Here is a 17,631-nt window from a genome sequence, read left to right as displayed (position 1 = left end):
CCAGTGGAACGTCTTTACATTAGACGTCTCCATAAATTAATTATGCGTTGCCCGAACCCCAAGAGACGTAGCATTGCTACGTCTCTACGTATGACTCCGGAGATGTCTATTGCAAGTAATTAAGCAGACATGATATAATGTTTTATTATTTGCTCATGTTTAACTCTTCACGAGGGAGTCCAAGTTCAACAGCTTTGTTATAAGAATTGCGTGCTTCTTGAGTTCTTCCCAATTTCTGTAAGGCATATCCTCGGTTAGCCCAGACATAACGATCTTTCGGTTGAAGGTCTTTGGCTTTATCAAAAGCAACCAAAGCCTCATCGTAACGGTTTAGCTCTAACAGCACCGTTCCTTTGTTCACCCAAGCATCATATGAGTCATATCTGCGTTCAATTGCTTTTTCAAAGGATTTTAAAGCTTCGTTATAGTCTTTCATATATTGTGCCAGCAAACTTCCTCGCGTAAACCATACTTGATAATCTAGCGGACGAATTTCACTAGCTCGATTAAAAGCGAAAAGTGCTTCTTGAGGTTTTCCTAAACCACCCAGCGCATTACCTTTACCAAGTAAAGCTTCATAAAAATTATTGTCAATTTTTAGAGCCTTTTCAAAAGAATCAAGCGCTTCTGGAAGACGGTTTAATTTTAGTAAGACAGATCCTCTGTCTGTCAAAGCAACTACATCGCTTGGCTTTGTTCTGAGAAGATCGTCGTAAGATAACACTGCTTCTTCATAGGATGTCTTTGCAGCTTGTGGTCCTTGCAAAAGTTCTGTAACCAAACCTATTTGCTGCCAAACACTTGGTTCACCAAGATTGATTTGCTTGAGTTTTTCAAGGGAATCGTTTGCTTCTTTGTACTTATTCAAGCCAATATAGGCTAAACCTTTGCCACTCCAAGCTTCCGGATTATTAGGGTTAATTTCAAGTACCTTTTCATGTATTTCTAAAGCTTCTTTATATTTACGTAACTTATATAGCACTTTCCCTTTATTATTTAAGGTTTTTGGATCCTTAGGTTCAAAAAATAGCGACTTATTATAAGATTCTAAAGCTTGTAAATCGCGACCTACACTTAAATAAGCATCACCTCTTCCTTTCCAAGCTGTGGCAGAGTTGGGATTAATTGCTATCAGGTTTTGAAATTGTTCAAGAGCTTTCTCTGGTTGACGTATATCAAGTAAACGATTACCTTGATAAGAATAATATATAGGTCTAATAAATGGATGAATAAATTCTATCAATAATGCGATCGCGCCTAATGCTGTCAGTACAATTGTAATTTTCCACAATTTCGACTCTGACAAACTAGTTAGTGTTGTCTTATTATTATATGTTGATGTTGGTGGTTGTTTAGTATTGAAATTATTAGCACTTTGACTGATAGTTGGAAATTCCGGTATTTTGAAAGGATTAATTGTATTTACATTAGAACCTTGGTATAAACTACGGATAAAATCCTCTTCGTTGATTGCTGTCAAGTCACTCAAATCATTGAGAACATCTTCTACAGACTGATAACGATGTTCAGTATTATGGTAGACCATTTTTGTTAAAATGGCAGAGAAAGATTTATCTATATCAAGCCCATTAGCCCAGATAATGTTGTCTTTTTCATCCCGTTTTAAATTTTTGGGTGGTATTTTAGTTAAAAGCTGGATTGCCGTAATACCCAAACCGTATATATCACTGTAAAAACCTGGTCTTCCTGCCATTTGTTCTGGAGGAGCATATCCACTAGTTCCAATCATTGTCTGGGTATGCTGTTCGTGAGGAGATGAGTAGTTAATATCTAATTGTTTGACAGCACCAAAGTCAATTAAGACAAACTTCTTGTCTTGCTCCCTTCTCATCACATTTGGGGGTTTGATATCACGATGAATAACATTTATTTGATGCAAATATTTTAAAATAGAGAGAATCTCTCGGAGAAAATTAATAACTCTTGGCTGTGTCCATTGCTGAAAAATTAGATTTTGCAGAGGTTCCCCATCGATATATTCTTGAACTAAGTAATAATGTGTTTGTCCATTTTGTTCGTCTTCAAAGTAATTAAAATATTTTGGTATTTGTTGCTTTTGTTGCAAATATTTTAAAATAGCAACTTCTCTTTTAAATAATAGTTTTGCTGTTTCAATAATATCCGAGTTTTGCGGGTACAGTTGTTTAACTACACAAGGACAGTTAGACGACATGGTATCTTCAGCAAGAGAGGTTATACCAAAGCCCCCTCTTGCTAATTCTTTTATAATCTTGTAGCGTCCAACTAGTAATATTTCCTTCTGTTTCGCCATTTTTAGTTAACGCGCGTTTTTTATACTCAAGCGATGTTGTTTAACTAAGCATTTCCATCGCAATCACTTGTATATTTTTATGCTCTTCATCTGCTTAAAGTACATAGAAATCAATTTATTTATATAACCCGAATTTAAATTTATGTTAAGTGACGACTATATATTATTTTCAGCTTAACAATTAATTTTTAGTTTGAGCTTACAGATAATCAAACACACTTCTACGTTTTTACTCTAAGCGATGAGTTAATTTTTATTATGATTATAGTGACTAGAAATAACAATATGTGGTAAATAAACTTTAATTAAAATTAATCATAGTCAGTTCATTTTTATACAGCGCCTAAAATCACAAAACTTTTGCTGAGGAGTACATAATACTATGATTATGGGCAATAATAACAGAGGCTTAAACAATCTAACTGCTTTGTTAATCGTGCAGGCGTTAATCACGTTCTCTGCTCATAAAGCGTTAGCTGAAAGCAGCTGTAATGAACTTCTTCAGGCTGAAATACCTTTTCACGAATTTTTTACTCCTGCTTATAACACTACAGCATCGCCTATTATTCTATCTCAAGTTCCCAATCCTGTTCGAGCGATACCACCACCTCCACAGCCAGATCCCAATCCTGTTCGACCGATACCACCACCTCCACAGCCAATCCCGACTCCCCAGCCATTACCAGAAACTCCTCTGGATGAAACCCCAACAAAACCTCCTTCATCTGCACCACGTCCAGAGATTCCTGGAAGTATCACAGTTAAGAAGTTTGAGTTTGAAGGTAACACAGCATTTAATGATGAAAAGTTAAGAAAGATTACAAAAGATTTTACCAATACACCGATTAGCTTTGCGAGATTGTTACAAGTTGAAGCTGAAATCACAAAGTTTTACACTGATGCTGGGTACATCAATTCTGGTGCTTTTATTCCAGCTGACCAAGTTTTTTCAAGAGAGGGTGCAGTTGTCAAAGTTGAGATTGTTGAAGGTGGAATAGAAGACATTAAGGTAACTGGTAATCGACGGTTGAACTCAGAATACATCCGCAGTCGGATTAGACTTGGTGTCTCCAAACCTTTGAATCGAACTCGCTTGTTGAAAGCGCTGCAAGTATTGCAAACTAACCCCTTGATTAAAAATATTTCGGTTGAACTGTCTGTAGGATCGCGTCCGGAACAGAGTTTACTGGAAGTCAAGGTAGTAGAAGCAGACTCGTTTAGAACAGAATTTTTTGTTGATAATGGTCGTGTTCCTAGTGTAGGTAGTTTTCGCCGGGGTGTGCGGATCAACGAAAACAATTTATTTGGGTTTGGCGATCGCGCAACGGCACAATATACTAATACCGATGGCAGCAACACCTTGGATTTGAGTTACTCAGTACCGCTCAATCCTCGCAATGGTACACTGACTTTATCTGGGGGATTTGCAGATACTAACGTCATTGAACCACCTTTCGATCGCATTAATATCGTAGGTGACTATTTTTATGTAGATTTGAGTTACCGCCAGCCGATAATTGAAACTGCTACCGAAGAATTAGCACTAGGTCTAACTTTATCTCGAGAGCAAAGCCAGACCCAACTTTTAGGACAAAATTTTCAGCTTTCTGCAGGAGCTGATGATAATGGGGCAACCCGCTTATCAGTGTTGCGGTTTTTTCAGGAATATACACAACGCAGTCCCCAACAAGTTTTAGCTTTTCGTTCTCAATTTAATCTTGGGGTAGGGTTGTTTGATGCGACTGTCAACAGCCAACCTCCTGATAGTCGGTATTTCTCTTGGAGGGGACAAGGACAGTATGTGCGACTTTTAGCACCGGACACCTTGTTTGTATTTCGTTCTGACGCACAGTTTGCAACGAGATCCCTTGTACCTTTAGAGCAATTTAGCATTGGAGGTTTGCAAAGCGTCCGGGGTTATCGTCAGGATCAGTTTTTGGTTGATAATGGCTTTTTTGCTTCAGCGGAATTTAGATTACCAATTCTGCGGGTAAATCAGGTAAACGGACTTTTGCAAATAGTGCCCTTTATCGATTTTGGTATTGGTTGGAATAGTTCAGGCGATCGCAACCCAGATCCGAACACTTTGGTGGGTACGGGGGTAGGTTTGCTTCTTCAAATGGCTAATCAGCTTAATGCCCGTCTTGATTATGGTTTTCCCTTAATAGATGTTAATTCAGGCGATCGCACTTTGCAAGAGCAAGGTTTGTATTTTTCAGTTAATTACAGTCCTTTTTAGGCGTCGGTAAATAATATGAAAATCCGAATTAGGGGTAGAGACGTTCCGTCGGAACGCGGAGCATCCCAATTCCACACGATTGTAGAGACGTTCCATGGTCACGTCTTTACGAGGGTTTTTTGTTCAAATGAGGGGTCAAACCTAACCCCCAACCCCTTCCCTAGGAGGTCCGGGGAGCAAGGATTTTTCGTCATTCCACACGATTGTAGAGACGTTCCGGTGGAACGTCTTTACGAGGGTTTTTCGGTCAAATGAGGGGTCAGACCTAACCCAAAACACCTTCCCTACGAGGTCCGGGGAGCAAGGATTTTTCGTCATTCCACACGATTGTAGAGACGTTCCGGTGGAACGTCTTTACCAGGGTTTTTCGGTCAAATGAGGGGTCAGACCTAACCCAAAACACCTTCCCTACGAGGTCCGGGGAGCAAGGATTTTTCGTCATTCCACACGATTGTAGAGACGTTCCGGTGGAACGTCTTTACGAGGGTTTTTCGGTCAAATGAGGGGTCAGACCTAACCCAAAACCCCTTCCCTAGGTACGTTACTTCAAATCAACAACACATTTAAAATTTATTACCAAAAAAAAATTATGAAACCGAATTGGAAAAGGCTTTTTCTCTTGACTACTTGTTGCACTCTGGGTTTGATGACCAGCGTCAGAGCGCAACAAGTTTCTCCTGATGGAACATTATCTACCACTGTTACCAGCCCGGATAGCTTAAATTTCACCATCAATAATGGCAATCGAGTTGGAGGAAATTTATTTCACAGCTTCAGAGAATTTTCTGTCCCCAATGGTGGTTCGGCTGTTTTCCAAAATCCTTTGGATGTGCAAAATATTATCAACCGTGTGACCGGAGGTTCTTTATCTCAAATTAATGGTTTGATTCAAAGCCAAGGTAGCGCAAACTTATTTTTACTCAATCCGGCTGGTATTTTCTTTGGACCAAATGCTCGTTTAGATATTGGTGGTTCATTTTTTGCCACCACCGCTGATAGTTTATTGTTTGACAACGGGTTTGAATTTAGTGCCACCAACCCCCAAGCACCACCTTTGTTAACTGTGAATATTCCCGTTGGCTTGCGATTTCGAGATAATCCGGGAAATATTACTAATCAAGCGGCTCTTAGCCCTCAAGTGCCACCAGGACAAACCTTCGCACTGATAGGTGGTGACGTTAATTTCGATGGTGGAAATCTGACAGCATTGGGAGTAAATGTTGAGATAGGAGGATTAAAAGCACCGGGAACGGTGGGAATTAATAACGATCGCAGTTTGAGCTTTCCCGATGGGGTGATTCGTGGGGATATATCGTTTGGCAATGGTGCTTCAGTAGATGTAAGCTTTATCGGTGGAGGTAGTATTGCCGTTAATGGACGCAATGTAGAAGTTTCCGGGGGAAGTCGTCTTGATGCCGGCATATTTCCTGGTTTTGGCATGTCAGAAGCTCAAGCAGGCGATATTGTCATTAATGCCACTGATCAAGTGACAATTACGGGAACAGCTAACTTTGCTAGTGTTATAGCCAATACCGTAGGCAGTGAAGCAACAGGTAACGCGGGTAACATCAAATTCAACACTAACAACCTGAGTCTCAGCAACGCTCAAATAAATTCCAGTACTTCTGGTAATGGAAATGCAGGCAACGTGACTATTTCTGCGGGTGGTGCTGTATCTTTAGAAAACGTCAGTGGCATTTTCAGCAACCTTGAAAGCACAGGCAAAGGCAATGGTGGTCAGGTTAATATCCAAGCTGGATCGCTTTCTTTAAAGGCTGGTTCTGTTGTGGGGGTTAGCACCTTTGGACAAGGTAATGCAGGCAGCGCCATTATTAAAGTCCAAAACACACTTTCTGCGGATGGAGTAGGAAGTGATGGATTTTCTTCTGGAATCTTCAGCAATGTGCAAGGGGATGCTGTAGGCAACGCTGGTGGTATTGACATCACTACAGGAAGACTTTCTCTGTTTAATGGCGCTCAAATTGGTTCCAGCACCTTTAACGAGGGAAATGCAGGCATCGTCAAAATTCAAGCTAGCGACATCTCCTTTGATGGGGTCGGAAGCAATGGATTTTCTTCTGGAATTTTTAGCGCTGTGACAGATAACGCCATAGGTAATGCAGGTAGTATTGACATCACGACAAAAACTCTTTCTTTGACAAATGGTGCGGTTTTAAGTGCCAGCACTTCTGGTAATGGAAATGCAAGCAACGTAACGATTAATGCCAGCGATCGCGTATCTTTTGCTGGGCTTGGTACTAATGGCTTCGGTAGTGGTGTTTACAACTTAGTGGAGTTAGGAGCCAACGGTGATGCGGGCAACATTACCATCAACGCTGCTTCTATCTTTTTAGACGATCGCGCTGTATTAAGAACGACAAATGCAAGTGCTGGATTTGCAGGAAATATCACGCTGAATGCTCGTGACCAAGTTTCCATTACAAACAACAGTACAATTTCTAGTGATGGCAATTTAGGACGCATTTTTATTGGTAGTCAATTAGGTAGAACAGATGCGTTATCTTTAATACCAAACATTATTAACATTGATAACTCAACACTGAGTACCACTAACGCTGATCCTACTGGATTTGCCGGAAATATTACTCTCAATGCTCGCAATCAAATTTCCATCACAAACAACAGCACAGTTTCGAGTGAAGGTAATTTGGGAAGCATTTTTATTGGTCAATTAGACACAACAAATGCCTTATCTGTCTTGCCCAGTCGCATTAATATTGATAATTCGACGCTAAATACTACTAATAGCAACACTGATTTTGCTGGAGATATTACGCTGAATGCCCGCGACGAAATCTTCATCAAAGATAGTGCAATTTCGAGTAACGGCTATTTTGGACAGATTTTTATTGGCGATGCAAACTCCTTTTTACCCGCGTTGGTGAGGATTGAAGGTGCTAACACTCGATTAAGTACTGCAAACAACACCGCACCAAACCAAGATGCCGGCTCGATCAATATTGCTGCTGGCAGAGTGGTCATGAACTTAGGAGAAATCAGTTCTAACACCTCTGGCTCCAGTCGGGCTGGCGATATTTCTGTACAGGCTACTGGCTTAGTAGAATTTGTGGATAATGCCTTGTTTAGCAATGTGGAAACTGGAGCGCAAAATGGTCAGGCAGGTAACATCACTATCAAAGCTGGCTCATTTTCTTTACTCAATGGTGCACAACTTCAATCTCGTGTTCTTGGGCAGGGAAATGGCGGCAATGTAACGATTGATGTTCCGGATGGTACTGTTAGGATTGATGGTCGTCGCAACCAACTAGGAAATCAAGGAAATCCTAGCGCCATTTTTAATGATGTAGAGTCAGGAGCCACCGGTAATGCAGGCAACATTCTCATCAACGCGAGAAACCTCTTTTTAACTAATAGCGCGCAAATAAATTCCAGCATCTCCGGAATAGGGAATGCAGGGAATATATCACTACAAGTTGGTGATGCGATCGCATTAAGTGACTCTAGTTTTATCATCACCAATGTACAGGCAGGAGGTTCAGGCATAGGTGGTGATATCGATATTCGGGGGCGATCGCTTACCCTCACAAATGCTTCACAAATCCAAGCTGGTCTTTTTCGTGAAGACAGTGGTCTTCCTGGTGGTAACGGCACGGGAGGAAGTATCAAGATTAATGCTTCGGATTTTGTCGATATTTCTGGTTTCAATCCTGTTTCGGGACTCCAGAGTGGAATATTTACTCCCGCAGAAACAGGCTCAACTGGACCTGGGGGAAGTATAGATATTACTACTGGTGCTTTTCGTTTAACAAACTTTGGAGTTGTAACTGCTAGAAATGATAATGGTAATAACGGAGGCGATATTACCATAAATGCCAAGACCTTTGAAGCAACAAATGGACGAGTTCAAACAACTCTTTCTGGACAGGCAGAAGCTGGTAGATTATTCACTGCTGGTGATATTCAGTTAAATGTCTCTGATTCTGTAACTCTCAAAGATGGTTCTCTAATAAATTCCAGCACCTCCGGAATAGGAAATGCAGGCAATATATCACTAAAAGTTGGTGATGCGATCGCACTTGTTAACTCCAGCCTAATCAGAAGTGTTGTGGAACAAGGAGGTGAAGGAATTGGCGGTGATATCGATATTCGTGCGCGATCGCTCACCCTCACAGGGGGAAGTCAGATACAAACAGCTCTTATAGCTGAAGGAAATGGTTTAAGTGGTGGAAAAGGAAGAGCGGGAAATATTGAGATTAATGCCACAGATTTTGTCAATATTTTTGGTGTTGATACAACAGGATTCTCTAGTGGATTGTTTGCCAGTGCTGAAAGAGGAACAACCGCAACCAGTCCTCAAGCAGCGGGAAATATTAATCTTACCACTGGTAACTTTCGCATAGCAGATGGGGCGGTGGTCGATGCATTGACTTCTAATTCTGGTGACGCTGGAAACATCACCATCAACGCCAATACCTTTACAGCTAATGGTGGTGGACAAGTAATCACCACTACTTTCAACAGTGGAAGTGCTGGAAACATCAACCTAAATATCGGCGATCGCATTACGATTTCTGGTAGCGACCCTAACTATAATCAACGAATTGAAGGAACTTTTGACAATCAGGGAGCCGCAAGCGGTATATTTGCTAACACTGCTCCTGGCTCTACAGGTAATGGGGGAAGTATCACCATTCAACCTAATGAGAATAGTCTCCCAAGAATTGCGATCGCTGATGGTGGTGAGGTAACGGTAGATAGTCAGGGACAGGGACGAGGTGGTGAAATTTCCATTACGGGAAATAGCTTAACTCTCGATCGCGGAATTATCAACGCCTCAACTCAATCATCTGACGGTGGTAACATCAATTTGAGATTACGCAACTTTTTGCGGTTGCAAAATGAAAGCCTGATTTCTGCCAACGCACGCGGTCAACAAGGTGGAAACGGCGGTAACATCACAATCAATACGCCTTTCATTGTCGCTTTTCCCCGAAATAATGACATTATTGCTAACGCTGTTGGTGGTGATGGTGGACGAGTCAGAACTAATGCTACTTTGTTTGGCATAGTCCCTCGTACTCGCGCAGACCTTGAGAGACTGGGTGTTCCAGGTTTAAATCCGAGAAACCTACCCACAAGTGATATCACTGCTTTTTCAGAGCAAAATTCCTTTTTTGGTGATAACGTGCTAGTAACTTCCCCAGATGTTGACCCCAGTCGCGGGTTAGTTGAACTACCAGAAACTGTCACCGACCCGACACAGAAAATTGCTCAAAATCCCTGTCAACAAGGCATCGGTAATGAATTCTTCGTCACCGGACGCGGGGGATTACCAACAACTCCTAATCAAACTCTCAACAGTGATAATGTTCGCGTTGATTTGCTACAACCTGTTGCCATTTCGGGCAATTCTCGTAGTGCAACTAGAAAGTCTGCAACTACTGTGACTGCGACACGCTTACCTGCCCAAGGATGGATATTCAACGATAAAGGTCAGGTAGTTCTCACCGCATACGATCCTAGCAATACTGGCTCTCAACGTCCTTTTAGCACTGCTGCTGCTTGCCCTGCACGTTAACATTTTTTTAAATTTGTAGTAGGCAATGCGCGTACCTAAAATAAGCGCTCTTTGCGCTTACTATACGACTCATATCATGTCCGTTTAATTAACATTAATAAAAAACATCCTAACCGTCGTAGAGACGTTCCGCCGGAACGTCTTTACATTAGACATCTCCAGAGTCATACGTAGAGACGTAAGCTAGCTACGTCTGTTGGGGTTCGGGCAACGCATAATTAGTTTCTGGAGATGTCTAAAGAGGCACCGCTGCTGCTTGCCCTGCCCGTTAATATTTTTTGACATTTTTATTGACAATAAAAAGATAATCTGTTACAAGACCTAAAAAGGTAATATTATATGGAACAGAGTTGGAAAACGCTCTTTCTGTTAACCTTTTTTTGCACCTTTGGTTTGATAACCAGTGCGAAAGCGCAAATCACTCCAGATAACAGTTTGGGTGCAGAAACTTCCACCGTTGCACAGCCAAATCAACCGATTAACGGCATTCCCATCAATCAAATCGATCAGATTAATGGAGGTGCGAGGCGTGGGGGAAACCTTTTCCACAGTTTTGGCGAATTTAACGTCAATGCCGGAAGAGCAGCCTATTTTTCCAATCCAGACGGGGTTGCAAACATTCTTACTCGCGTTACTGGGGTAAATCGCTCTAATATTTTGGGGACATTAGGTGTATTAGGTAACGCCAATCTCTTCTTGATAAATCCTAACGGAATTTTCTTTGGACCCAATGCCAGTTTAGATAATGGTGGTTCCTTTTTGGGAAGTTCGGCAAACAGTCTGATATTTGACAACGGGTTTGAATTTAGTGCCACCAATGCGATCGCACCTCCTTTATTAACTGTAAATATTCCCATTGGCTTGGGATTTCGAGATAACCCCGGAGAAATTCGCGTGGAGGGTCTTGGTCAAACTAATGGTTTAGGTGGTGCAGCCGGTAGATTTAATAACCCCACTTTAGAAGTACCAGTAGGAGAGAACCTAACTTTAGTAGGTGGGAATGTAAATTTAGATGGTGGTGTTTTGCAGGCTACTGGAGGTCGAGTACAGTTAGGAGGTTTGACAGCACCAGGAACAGTTGGAATTAATGCTAATCAAACCTTGAGTTTTCCGGATGGGGTACAGCGAGGTGATGTATCTTTGACCAATCGAGCAGGAATCAATGTCATTGCTAACCAATTGGGTGGTGGAAGTATTGATATCAATGCTCGAAATATCGGAATCTCTGGAGAAAGCTTACTAAGTGCTGGCATTGCCGATAGTTTAGGAACGGTTAATAATTCAGCCGGAAATATGACGCTGAATGCAACGGGAGAAACCAGAATAGATCAAAGCCGAATTGAAAACAATGTAAATTCAGGAACTATTGCTAATAGTGGTAATATCGGCATTACAACTGGTTCATTTGTTTTAACTAATCAAGCCGAACTGGATGCTTCAAATTTTGGTCAAGGTCAATCTGGTGACATCAATATCAAGGCAGACTCGGTTTTTTTAGATAATGCTCGACTGCAAACCAGCAATCCTGGACAGGGTAATGCTGGTAATGTCACCGTCCAGGCAAAAGATACCATCTCCCTTGCTAAGACTAGCTTGATTTTCAGTAATATTGGAAGCTCTCAAGGAGTGCCAGCAAACGGTAATGTTGGAAATATTCTACTTGATGCTAGAGTAGTTTCCTTGACCGATACATCTCAATTACAAGCTGGCTTCTTTGCTAATGCTCAAGGAAATCCTGGTACTGTCTCGATACGAGCCAGGGAATCTGTCTCTTTTACAGGTCTAAATACTGGAATCTTCGCCAATGTAGACCCTGGTGGATTAGGCAATGGCAGTGACGTGCAAATTTCCGGGGAGTCGTTTTCTTTAAACGATCGCGCTGTACTCATAACCAGCACCTCTGGACGGGGGAATGCTGGAGATATCGCGATTAATGTTGGGTCACTTTCTGCAACTAATGGTTCTCAAATCAATTCCATTACCTCTGGACGGGGGAATGCTGGCGATATCGCTATTGATGTTGGGTCACTTTCTGTGACTAATGGTGCTCAAGTGTTAGCAAGAAATGCTAGTGGAGAAGGAAATGCGGGTAGTGTGACGATTAAAGCCAGAGATACCGTTACCTTGGCTGGATTTGATGGGAATGGAGACGCCACCGTTGCCTCTGATGTAGCACGAACAGAAGAAGGAGGATTAGGACTAGGCAACGGCAATAGTATTAACATTACGGCACGCTCAGTTGTGATCAAAGACCAGGCAATTGTAGCTGCCAGTATCATAAATGGAAGGGGACTAGATGGAGGATTTGCACAAGCGGGTGATGTGAATATTACGGCTACCGATAAGATTTCCGTAGACAACAGTGAGGTATTCAGTGAAGTGGGTTCCACCTCAAGAGGTAATGGTGGCAACATTAATATCTCAGCTCCCTCCTTCTCTATCGACAATGGTGGACTTTTGGGCACCAATATTAGACGTGGGGGGGAAGGCAATGCAGGTGATATTAATATCAAAACTGATTCACTTTCCCTAAAAAATGGCAGTCAATTGGTTGCCAGCACCTTTGGAAGCCGAAATGTGGCGAATGCCGGCAACATCACAGTAAACTCTCAAAACATAGAATTGAGAGATGGTGGCAAAATTGTGGCTGCTGCTCAAAGGGGCGACAATGCAGGTAATATTGATGTGAGTAGCGATCGCATTACGATTTCGGTTGCTGACCCCACTTTGAATGTCCCATTTAATGAAGTCGCTCGAGGGTTTGTTCCCCTATATACCAACGAACCTGTCAATCAACAAGAAAGCGGAATATTTGTCAATAGCAGGGGTACAGGACGGGGCGGTAATCTATCCATTACGGGAAATACTTTGAGCCTCGATCGCGGAATTATCAGCGCCTCAACAAACTCAGGTAATGGTGGTAATATTACACTGAGCCTACAAAACTTTCTCCGATTGCGTAATGAAAGCCTGATCTCTACTAGCGCAGGCGGTCAACAAGGTGGTAACGGCGGTGACATCACAATTAATACTCCTTTTATTGTTGCTTTTCCCCGAAATAATGACATCATCGCTAATTCTGTGAGTGGTAATGGTGGAGGAGTCACAACTAATGCTATTCGCTTTGGTATAATTCCTCGTACTCGCGCAGACCTTGAGAGACTGGGTGTTCCAGGTTTAAATCCGAGAAATCTACCCACAAGTGACATCACTGCCTTTTCAGAGCAAAATTCCAACTTTAGTGATAACGTACAAGTTACTTCCCCAGATGTTGACCCCAGTCGCGGGTTAGTTGAACTACCAGAGACTGTGAGCAATCCGACACAGAAAATTGCTCAAAGTCCTTGTAGACAAGGTTTCGGCAATGAATTTGTTGTCACCGGACGGGGTGGTTTACCAACAACTCCTAATGAAACTCTCAACAGTGATAATGTTCGCGTTGATTTGCTACAACCTGTTGCCAGTTCCGGCAATTCTCGTAGTGCAACTATAAAACCTGCAACTACTGTTACTGCTAAACGCGTACCTGCCCAAGGATGGATATTTAACGATAAAGGTCAGGTAGTTCTCACCGCATACGATCCTACAAATACTGGCTCTCAACGTCCTTTTAGCACGGCTGCTTGTCCAGCGCGTTAATTTTTTCTATATAACTTGACAGGAGGAATAAAACGTGTATAAAAAACAGTCTGGATTGAGTGGAAAATTGAAGGGTTTTATCCAAAAAATATATAAGAGGATATTTGGAAACTCGTCAAACCCCTCTCGCAGGGAAGTGGGGAAAGGGAGGTTAGGTTCCAAGGGTTTTAAAGTCTTACGTAAGACTTTAAAATCCTCTAAAAAGCGATCGCTCTTTCTCGTAGCTTTATTATTTATTCTCTCAGCTGCAATCTCACCTGCCATCGCTAAACTTCCTGCATCAAATTTTGTTGTCGAAAGTCCGCAGAATGCCCAACAGCAAGCGAGCAAAGCTATTCAATTATATCGTGAGGGAAAATTCATCGAAGCGGCAGCGGCATGGAAATTAACAGCTAATGTTTTTCTGGCTCAAGGTGATAGATTAAATCAAGCTATGGCTTTGAGTAATCTTTCTTTGACTTATCAACAATTAGGACAATGGGAACAAGCATCATCTGCGATCGCCCAAAGTTTACAAATTCTCAAAACCCAGCCAGAAAATAAAGAAAAGCTCCAAATCCAAGCTCAAACTTTAGACGTTTTCGGTTCTTTGCAAAGGGAAATAGGACAATCGGCAAATGCTCTCAATACTTGGCAAGAAGCTGCTAATATTTATGGCAAAATCAATCAACCTTTGAAAGTTGCTCAAAGCAAGATAAATCAAACTCAAGCAATGCAAGATTTGGGTCTTTATCCCCGCGCTTGCAAAACTTTATTAGAGGTATTGAATAAACAAATTGAGGGAGTGAAAAGTTGTCAAGAATTAGGACAATTAAGTAAAGACAAATTAACTCAAAAGCTGAAAAAAGTTGAAAACGAATCTCCTTCTCTAACTGTAGCAGTGGGATTAAGAAGCCTTGGGGAACTGCTACGATTAGTCAGTCAACCAGAGCAGTCAGAAATTATTTTAGCAACAAGTTTAAATTTAGCTGAAAAATTGAATTCTCCTCAAGACATAGCTGCTACTTATTTAAGTATAGGTAACACTGCACGAGAGATCGCTGAAAGAGAACCATTTCGCAGCCGAAGAGAAAATTACGAAGAAAAAGCTGCTTCTGCTTATGGTGAGGTGATAAAGTTGTCTCCATCGCCAATGATAAGACAGCAAGCACAACTCAATCAACTCAGTTTATTGCTGAAACTTGGGCAAGTGTCAGCAACAGAAGAATTATGGCGATCGCTTAATTCTCAATTGACTACCTTATCCCCCAGTCGTACCGGAGTATACCAGCAAATTAATTTTGCTCAAAGCTTTATTAACTCCGCTCAAACAAAAAAATTGACGCTGGTGGGTGCTAATCCGCAACTCCCAACATTTAACGACATTGATAAAATCTTAGCTAGAGCTACAGAACAAGCTAGAAGTTTGGGAGACAAACGAGCTGAAGCTTATGCATTGGGAAATCGTGGTGGACTGTATGAACTGACTGAAGCAACACCACAGACACAAGCCGAAAAATTTACTCAACAGTCTTTGAGTATAGTTTCCAATTTTGAAGCACCAGACATAGCTTACCAGTTTTTCTGGCAGTTGGGAAGAATACGTAAAAGTCAAGGAGATATAGAAGATGCGATCGCCGCTTACACCAAAGCTTATGATGCTCTTGGGTCATTACGCGGTGATTTAGTCGGCAACAATGCAGAACTACAGTTTTCGTTTCGCGATCGCGTCGAACCAATTTACCGAGAGTTAGTTGATTTAGACTTACAATATGTTGCTAGCTTAAATAAAGAAGTAAAAAACGAAAAAAGGCAAAGTTTGCTAATTCAAGCTCGTGATGTAATTGAATCTTTGCAAGTAGCTGAACTCAACAACTTTTTTCGAGAAGCTTGCGTAGAAGCAAATACAAAACAGATTGATCGAGTAGACAAAAAAGCAGCGGTTATTTATCCAATTATTTTGGGCGATCGCTTAGAAGTTATTCTCAGCCTACCTAATCAACCTTTAAGCGTTCATACAAAACAGATTTCTCAACAAGATTTTGAGCAAACTGTACAAGATGTACAGGGTTCTTTGAAAACTCCTGACAGTATAATAGAGGGCTTTTTACCCGAATACAAACAGTTATATGACTGGCTGATTCAACCACTAGAAAATGAATTAGCAACCAGTAAAGTTAGTAACTTAGTTTTTGTCCTAAATGGGAAGTTACGGAATATCCCGATGTCTATCCTTTATGATGGCAAGAATTATCTCATCGAAAAGTATCCCATTGCTATAAGTTCTGGTTTGCAACTAATCGAACCAAAACCGTTAGCGGAGATTAAGTTAAGAGCATTAACAGCGGGATTAAGCGAAGTTGGTAAAGAATTTACAGGACAATTTAAGCCATTAATATACGTCGAAGAGGAACTCAAACAAATTAAAAACTCTGGAATTCCATCTCAGCCGATCCTCAACGCTCAATTCACTACCAAAGAATTCAAAAAAGAGATTGGGGGTGCTGGTTTTCCTATAGTCCATCTAGCTACTCATGGTCAGTTTAGTTCTAAAGCTGAAGACACTTTTATTCTTGCTTGGGATAGCCGGATTAATGTTATCGACTTTGGTAACTTATTAAGAAACAGCACACTAAATCAGGGTAGACCAATTGAATTATTGGTTCTCTCAGCCTGCGAGACAGCTAGTGGAGACGAACGCGCTGCTTTAGGGTTGGCTGGGGTAGCAGTGCGTGCTGGTGCTAGGAGTACCCTAGCAACACTTTGGTCAGTAGAAGATAAAAGTACTGCCAAAATCATGGGTGAATTGTATCACCAGTTAGAGCAAGCTAAAGAAAAGAAAATAAATAGAGCACAAGTACTGCAATATTCACAATTGAGTCTGCTAAAAGATTTGAAAGATACGAAATATAATCATCCCCATTACTGGGCGCCTTTTGTTCTGGTGGGAAATTGGCAATAGTTGCACCGAATGTGGCAAATTCCTGGTGTTATATCACGACAGGTTTATCACACATACTGTAGAGACGTTCCACTGGAACGTCTTGACGACTGGAACGTCTTGACGACTGGAACGTCTTGACGACTGGAACGTCTTTAGGACGGTAGGTAGGTTTTTGTTACTGTTAATTAAACGGACATAATACAATACGCTTGGTGTTAAGCCCAAAATACAAGGGTAGAGACGCGAATGGGCTTGGGTCATAGTTACAACCTATACATACAGCAGATTGCGTTGTGATTAAATAAACGTAGAGACGTAGCACTTGGTAGTCTTGGAGCGGGTGAGCGGGTTTTACGGCTGTACCTCAACCAGGAGTGAAATTTGCTGTATATTTGATTAGTGTACGCAGTTCATGATGGCTACTTACAATCATTGGTGACATCTCCCACCACTGAACGGAGTACCGTTACAGTGGGGGCTTCTCAACCAATCCGGCTACTGTGCGCGGAGGCGTTGAGCTTTAAAGACGGGATGACCCTCCGCCCTTTTTCTTATATTTATGGCTGCGTTATGATCTCGATCCAAACTACATCCACAGCTTGGACAATCATGTTGCCGAGCGTGCAGTTTTTTTGGTACTTTAACGCCACAACTAGAGCAATCTTGACTAGTGCCTGATGGATTCACTGCAACAACCAACAAACCAGCATTTTCGGCTTTGTTTGAAAGTATTGACAGAAAGCTTGACCATCCAGCGTCCGTTACAGACTTTGCCAACATGGAACGTGAAAGACCCTTGACATTTAAATCTTCAACTACTACAACATCATATTTTTTCAATAAGTTGTTAGCAGTCTTAAAGTGAAAATCACGCCGTTTATCAGCTACTTTTTTATGTTGTCTAGCTACTTTATTAACAGCTTTTTTACGACGGTTACTACCTTTTTTACAGCGAGATACCCGTTTTTGAAGAAGCT

At 41.6% G+C, this 17,631-nt stretch carries 6 protein-coding genes; 4 read left to right on the top strand and 2 right to left on the bottom strand.

Annotated features, from left to right (window positions below):
• Window positions 1-145: 145 nt before the first annotated feature.
• Window positions 146-2,293: a serine/threonine-protein kinase gene (locus OGM63_RS03830; RefSeq protein WP_263744182.1), complete on the bottom strand. Its 2,148-nt coding sequence runs from the start codon at window positions 2,291-2,293 to the stop codon at window positions 146-148.
• A 388-nt stretch (window positions 2,294-2,681) separates the two neighbouring features.
• Here OGM63_RS03830 and OGM63_RS03825 point away from each other — a divergent pair, with 388 nt between their 5' ends.
• The 4 genes from OGM63_RS03825 to OGM63_RS03810 all read left to right on the top strand — a co-directional run bounded on the left by OGM63_RS03825 (window position 2,682) and on the right by OGM63_RS03810 (window position 16,672).
• Complete coding sequence (locus OGM63_RS03825; RefSeq protein ID WP_263744181.1) at window positions 2,682-4,532, top strand: ShlB/FhaC/HecB family hemolysin secretion/activation protein; 1,851 nt, start codon at window positions 2,682-2,684, stop codon at window positions 4,530-4,532.
• 589 nt (window positions 4,533-5,121) lie between these two features.
• Window positions 5,122-10,092 carry a two-partner secretion domain-containing protein gene (locus OGM63_RS03820; protein WP_263744180.1) on the top strand — a complete coding sequence of 1,657 codons (4,971 nt, stop codon included), beginning with the start codon at window positions 5,122-5,124 and terminating at the stop codon, window positions 10,090-10,092.
• A 339-nt stretch (window positions 10,093-10,431) separates the two neighbouring features.
• Entirely contained in the window at window positions 10,432-13,731 is a 3,300-nt protein-coding gene (locus tag OGM63_RS03815) for a two-partner secretion domain-containing protein (RefSeq protein ID WP_263744179.1), read from the top strand.
• A gap of 136 nt (window positions 13,732-13,867) precedes the next feature.
• Complete coding sequence (locus OGM63_RS03810; RefSeq protein ID WP_263744178.1) at window positions 13,868-16,672, top strand: CHAT domain-containing protein; 2,805 nt, start codon at window positions 13,868-13,870, stop codon at window positions 16,670-16,672.
• Between the two features lie 477 nt (window positions 16,673-17,149).
• Here the strand turns inward: OGM63_RS03810 and OGM63_RS03805 are convergent.
• On the bottom strand, window positions 17,150-17,631 hold a 482-nt coding region (locus OGM63_RS03805), incomplete at its 5' end, for an RNA-guided endonuclease InsQ/TnpB family protein (RefSeq protein ID WP_263744177.1).

The sequence above is a fragment of the Plectonema radiosum NIES-515 genome, assembly GCF_025753815.1.
Classification (GTDB): Bacteria; Cyanobacteriota; Cyanobacteriia; order Cyanobacteriales; family Nostocaceae; genus Hassallia; species Hassallia radiosum_A.
The sequence above is the reverse complement of the archived record's forward strand: the minus strand, read 5'-3'. Positions and strand labels throughout refer to the sequence as shown.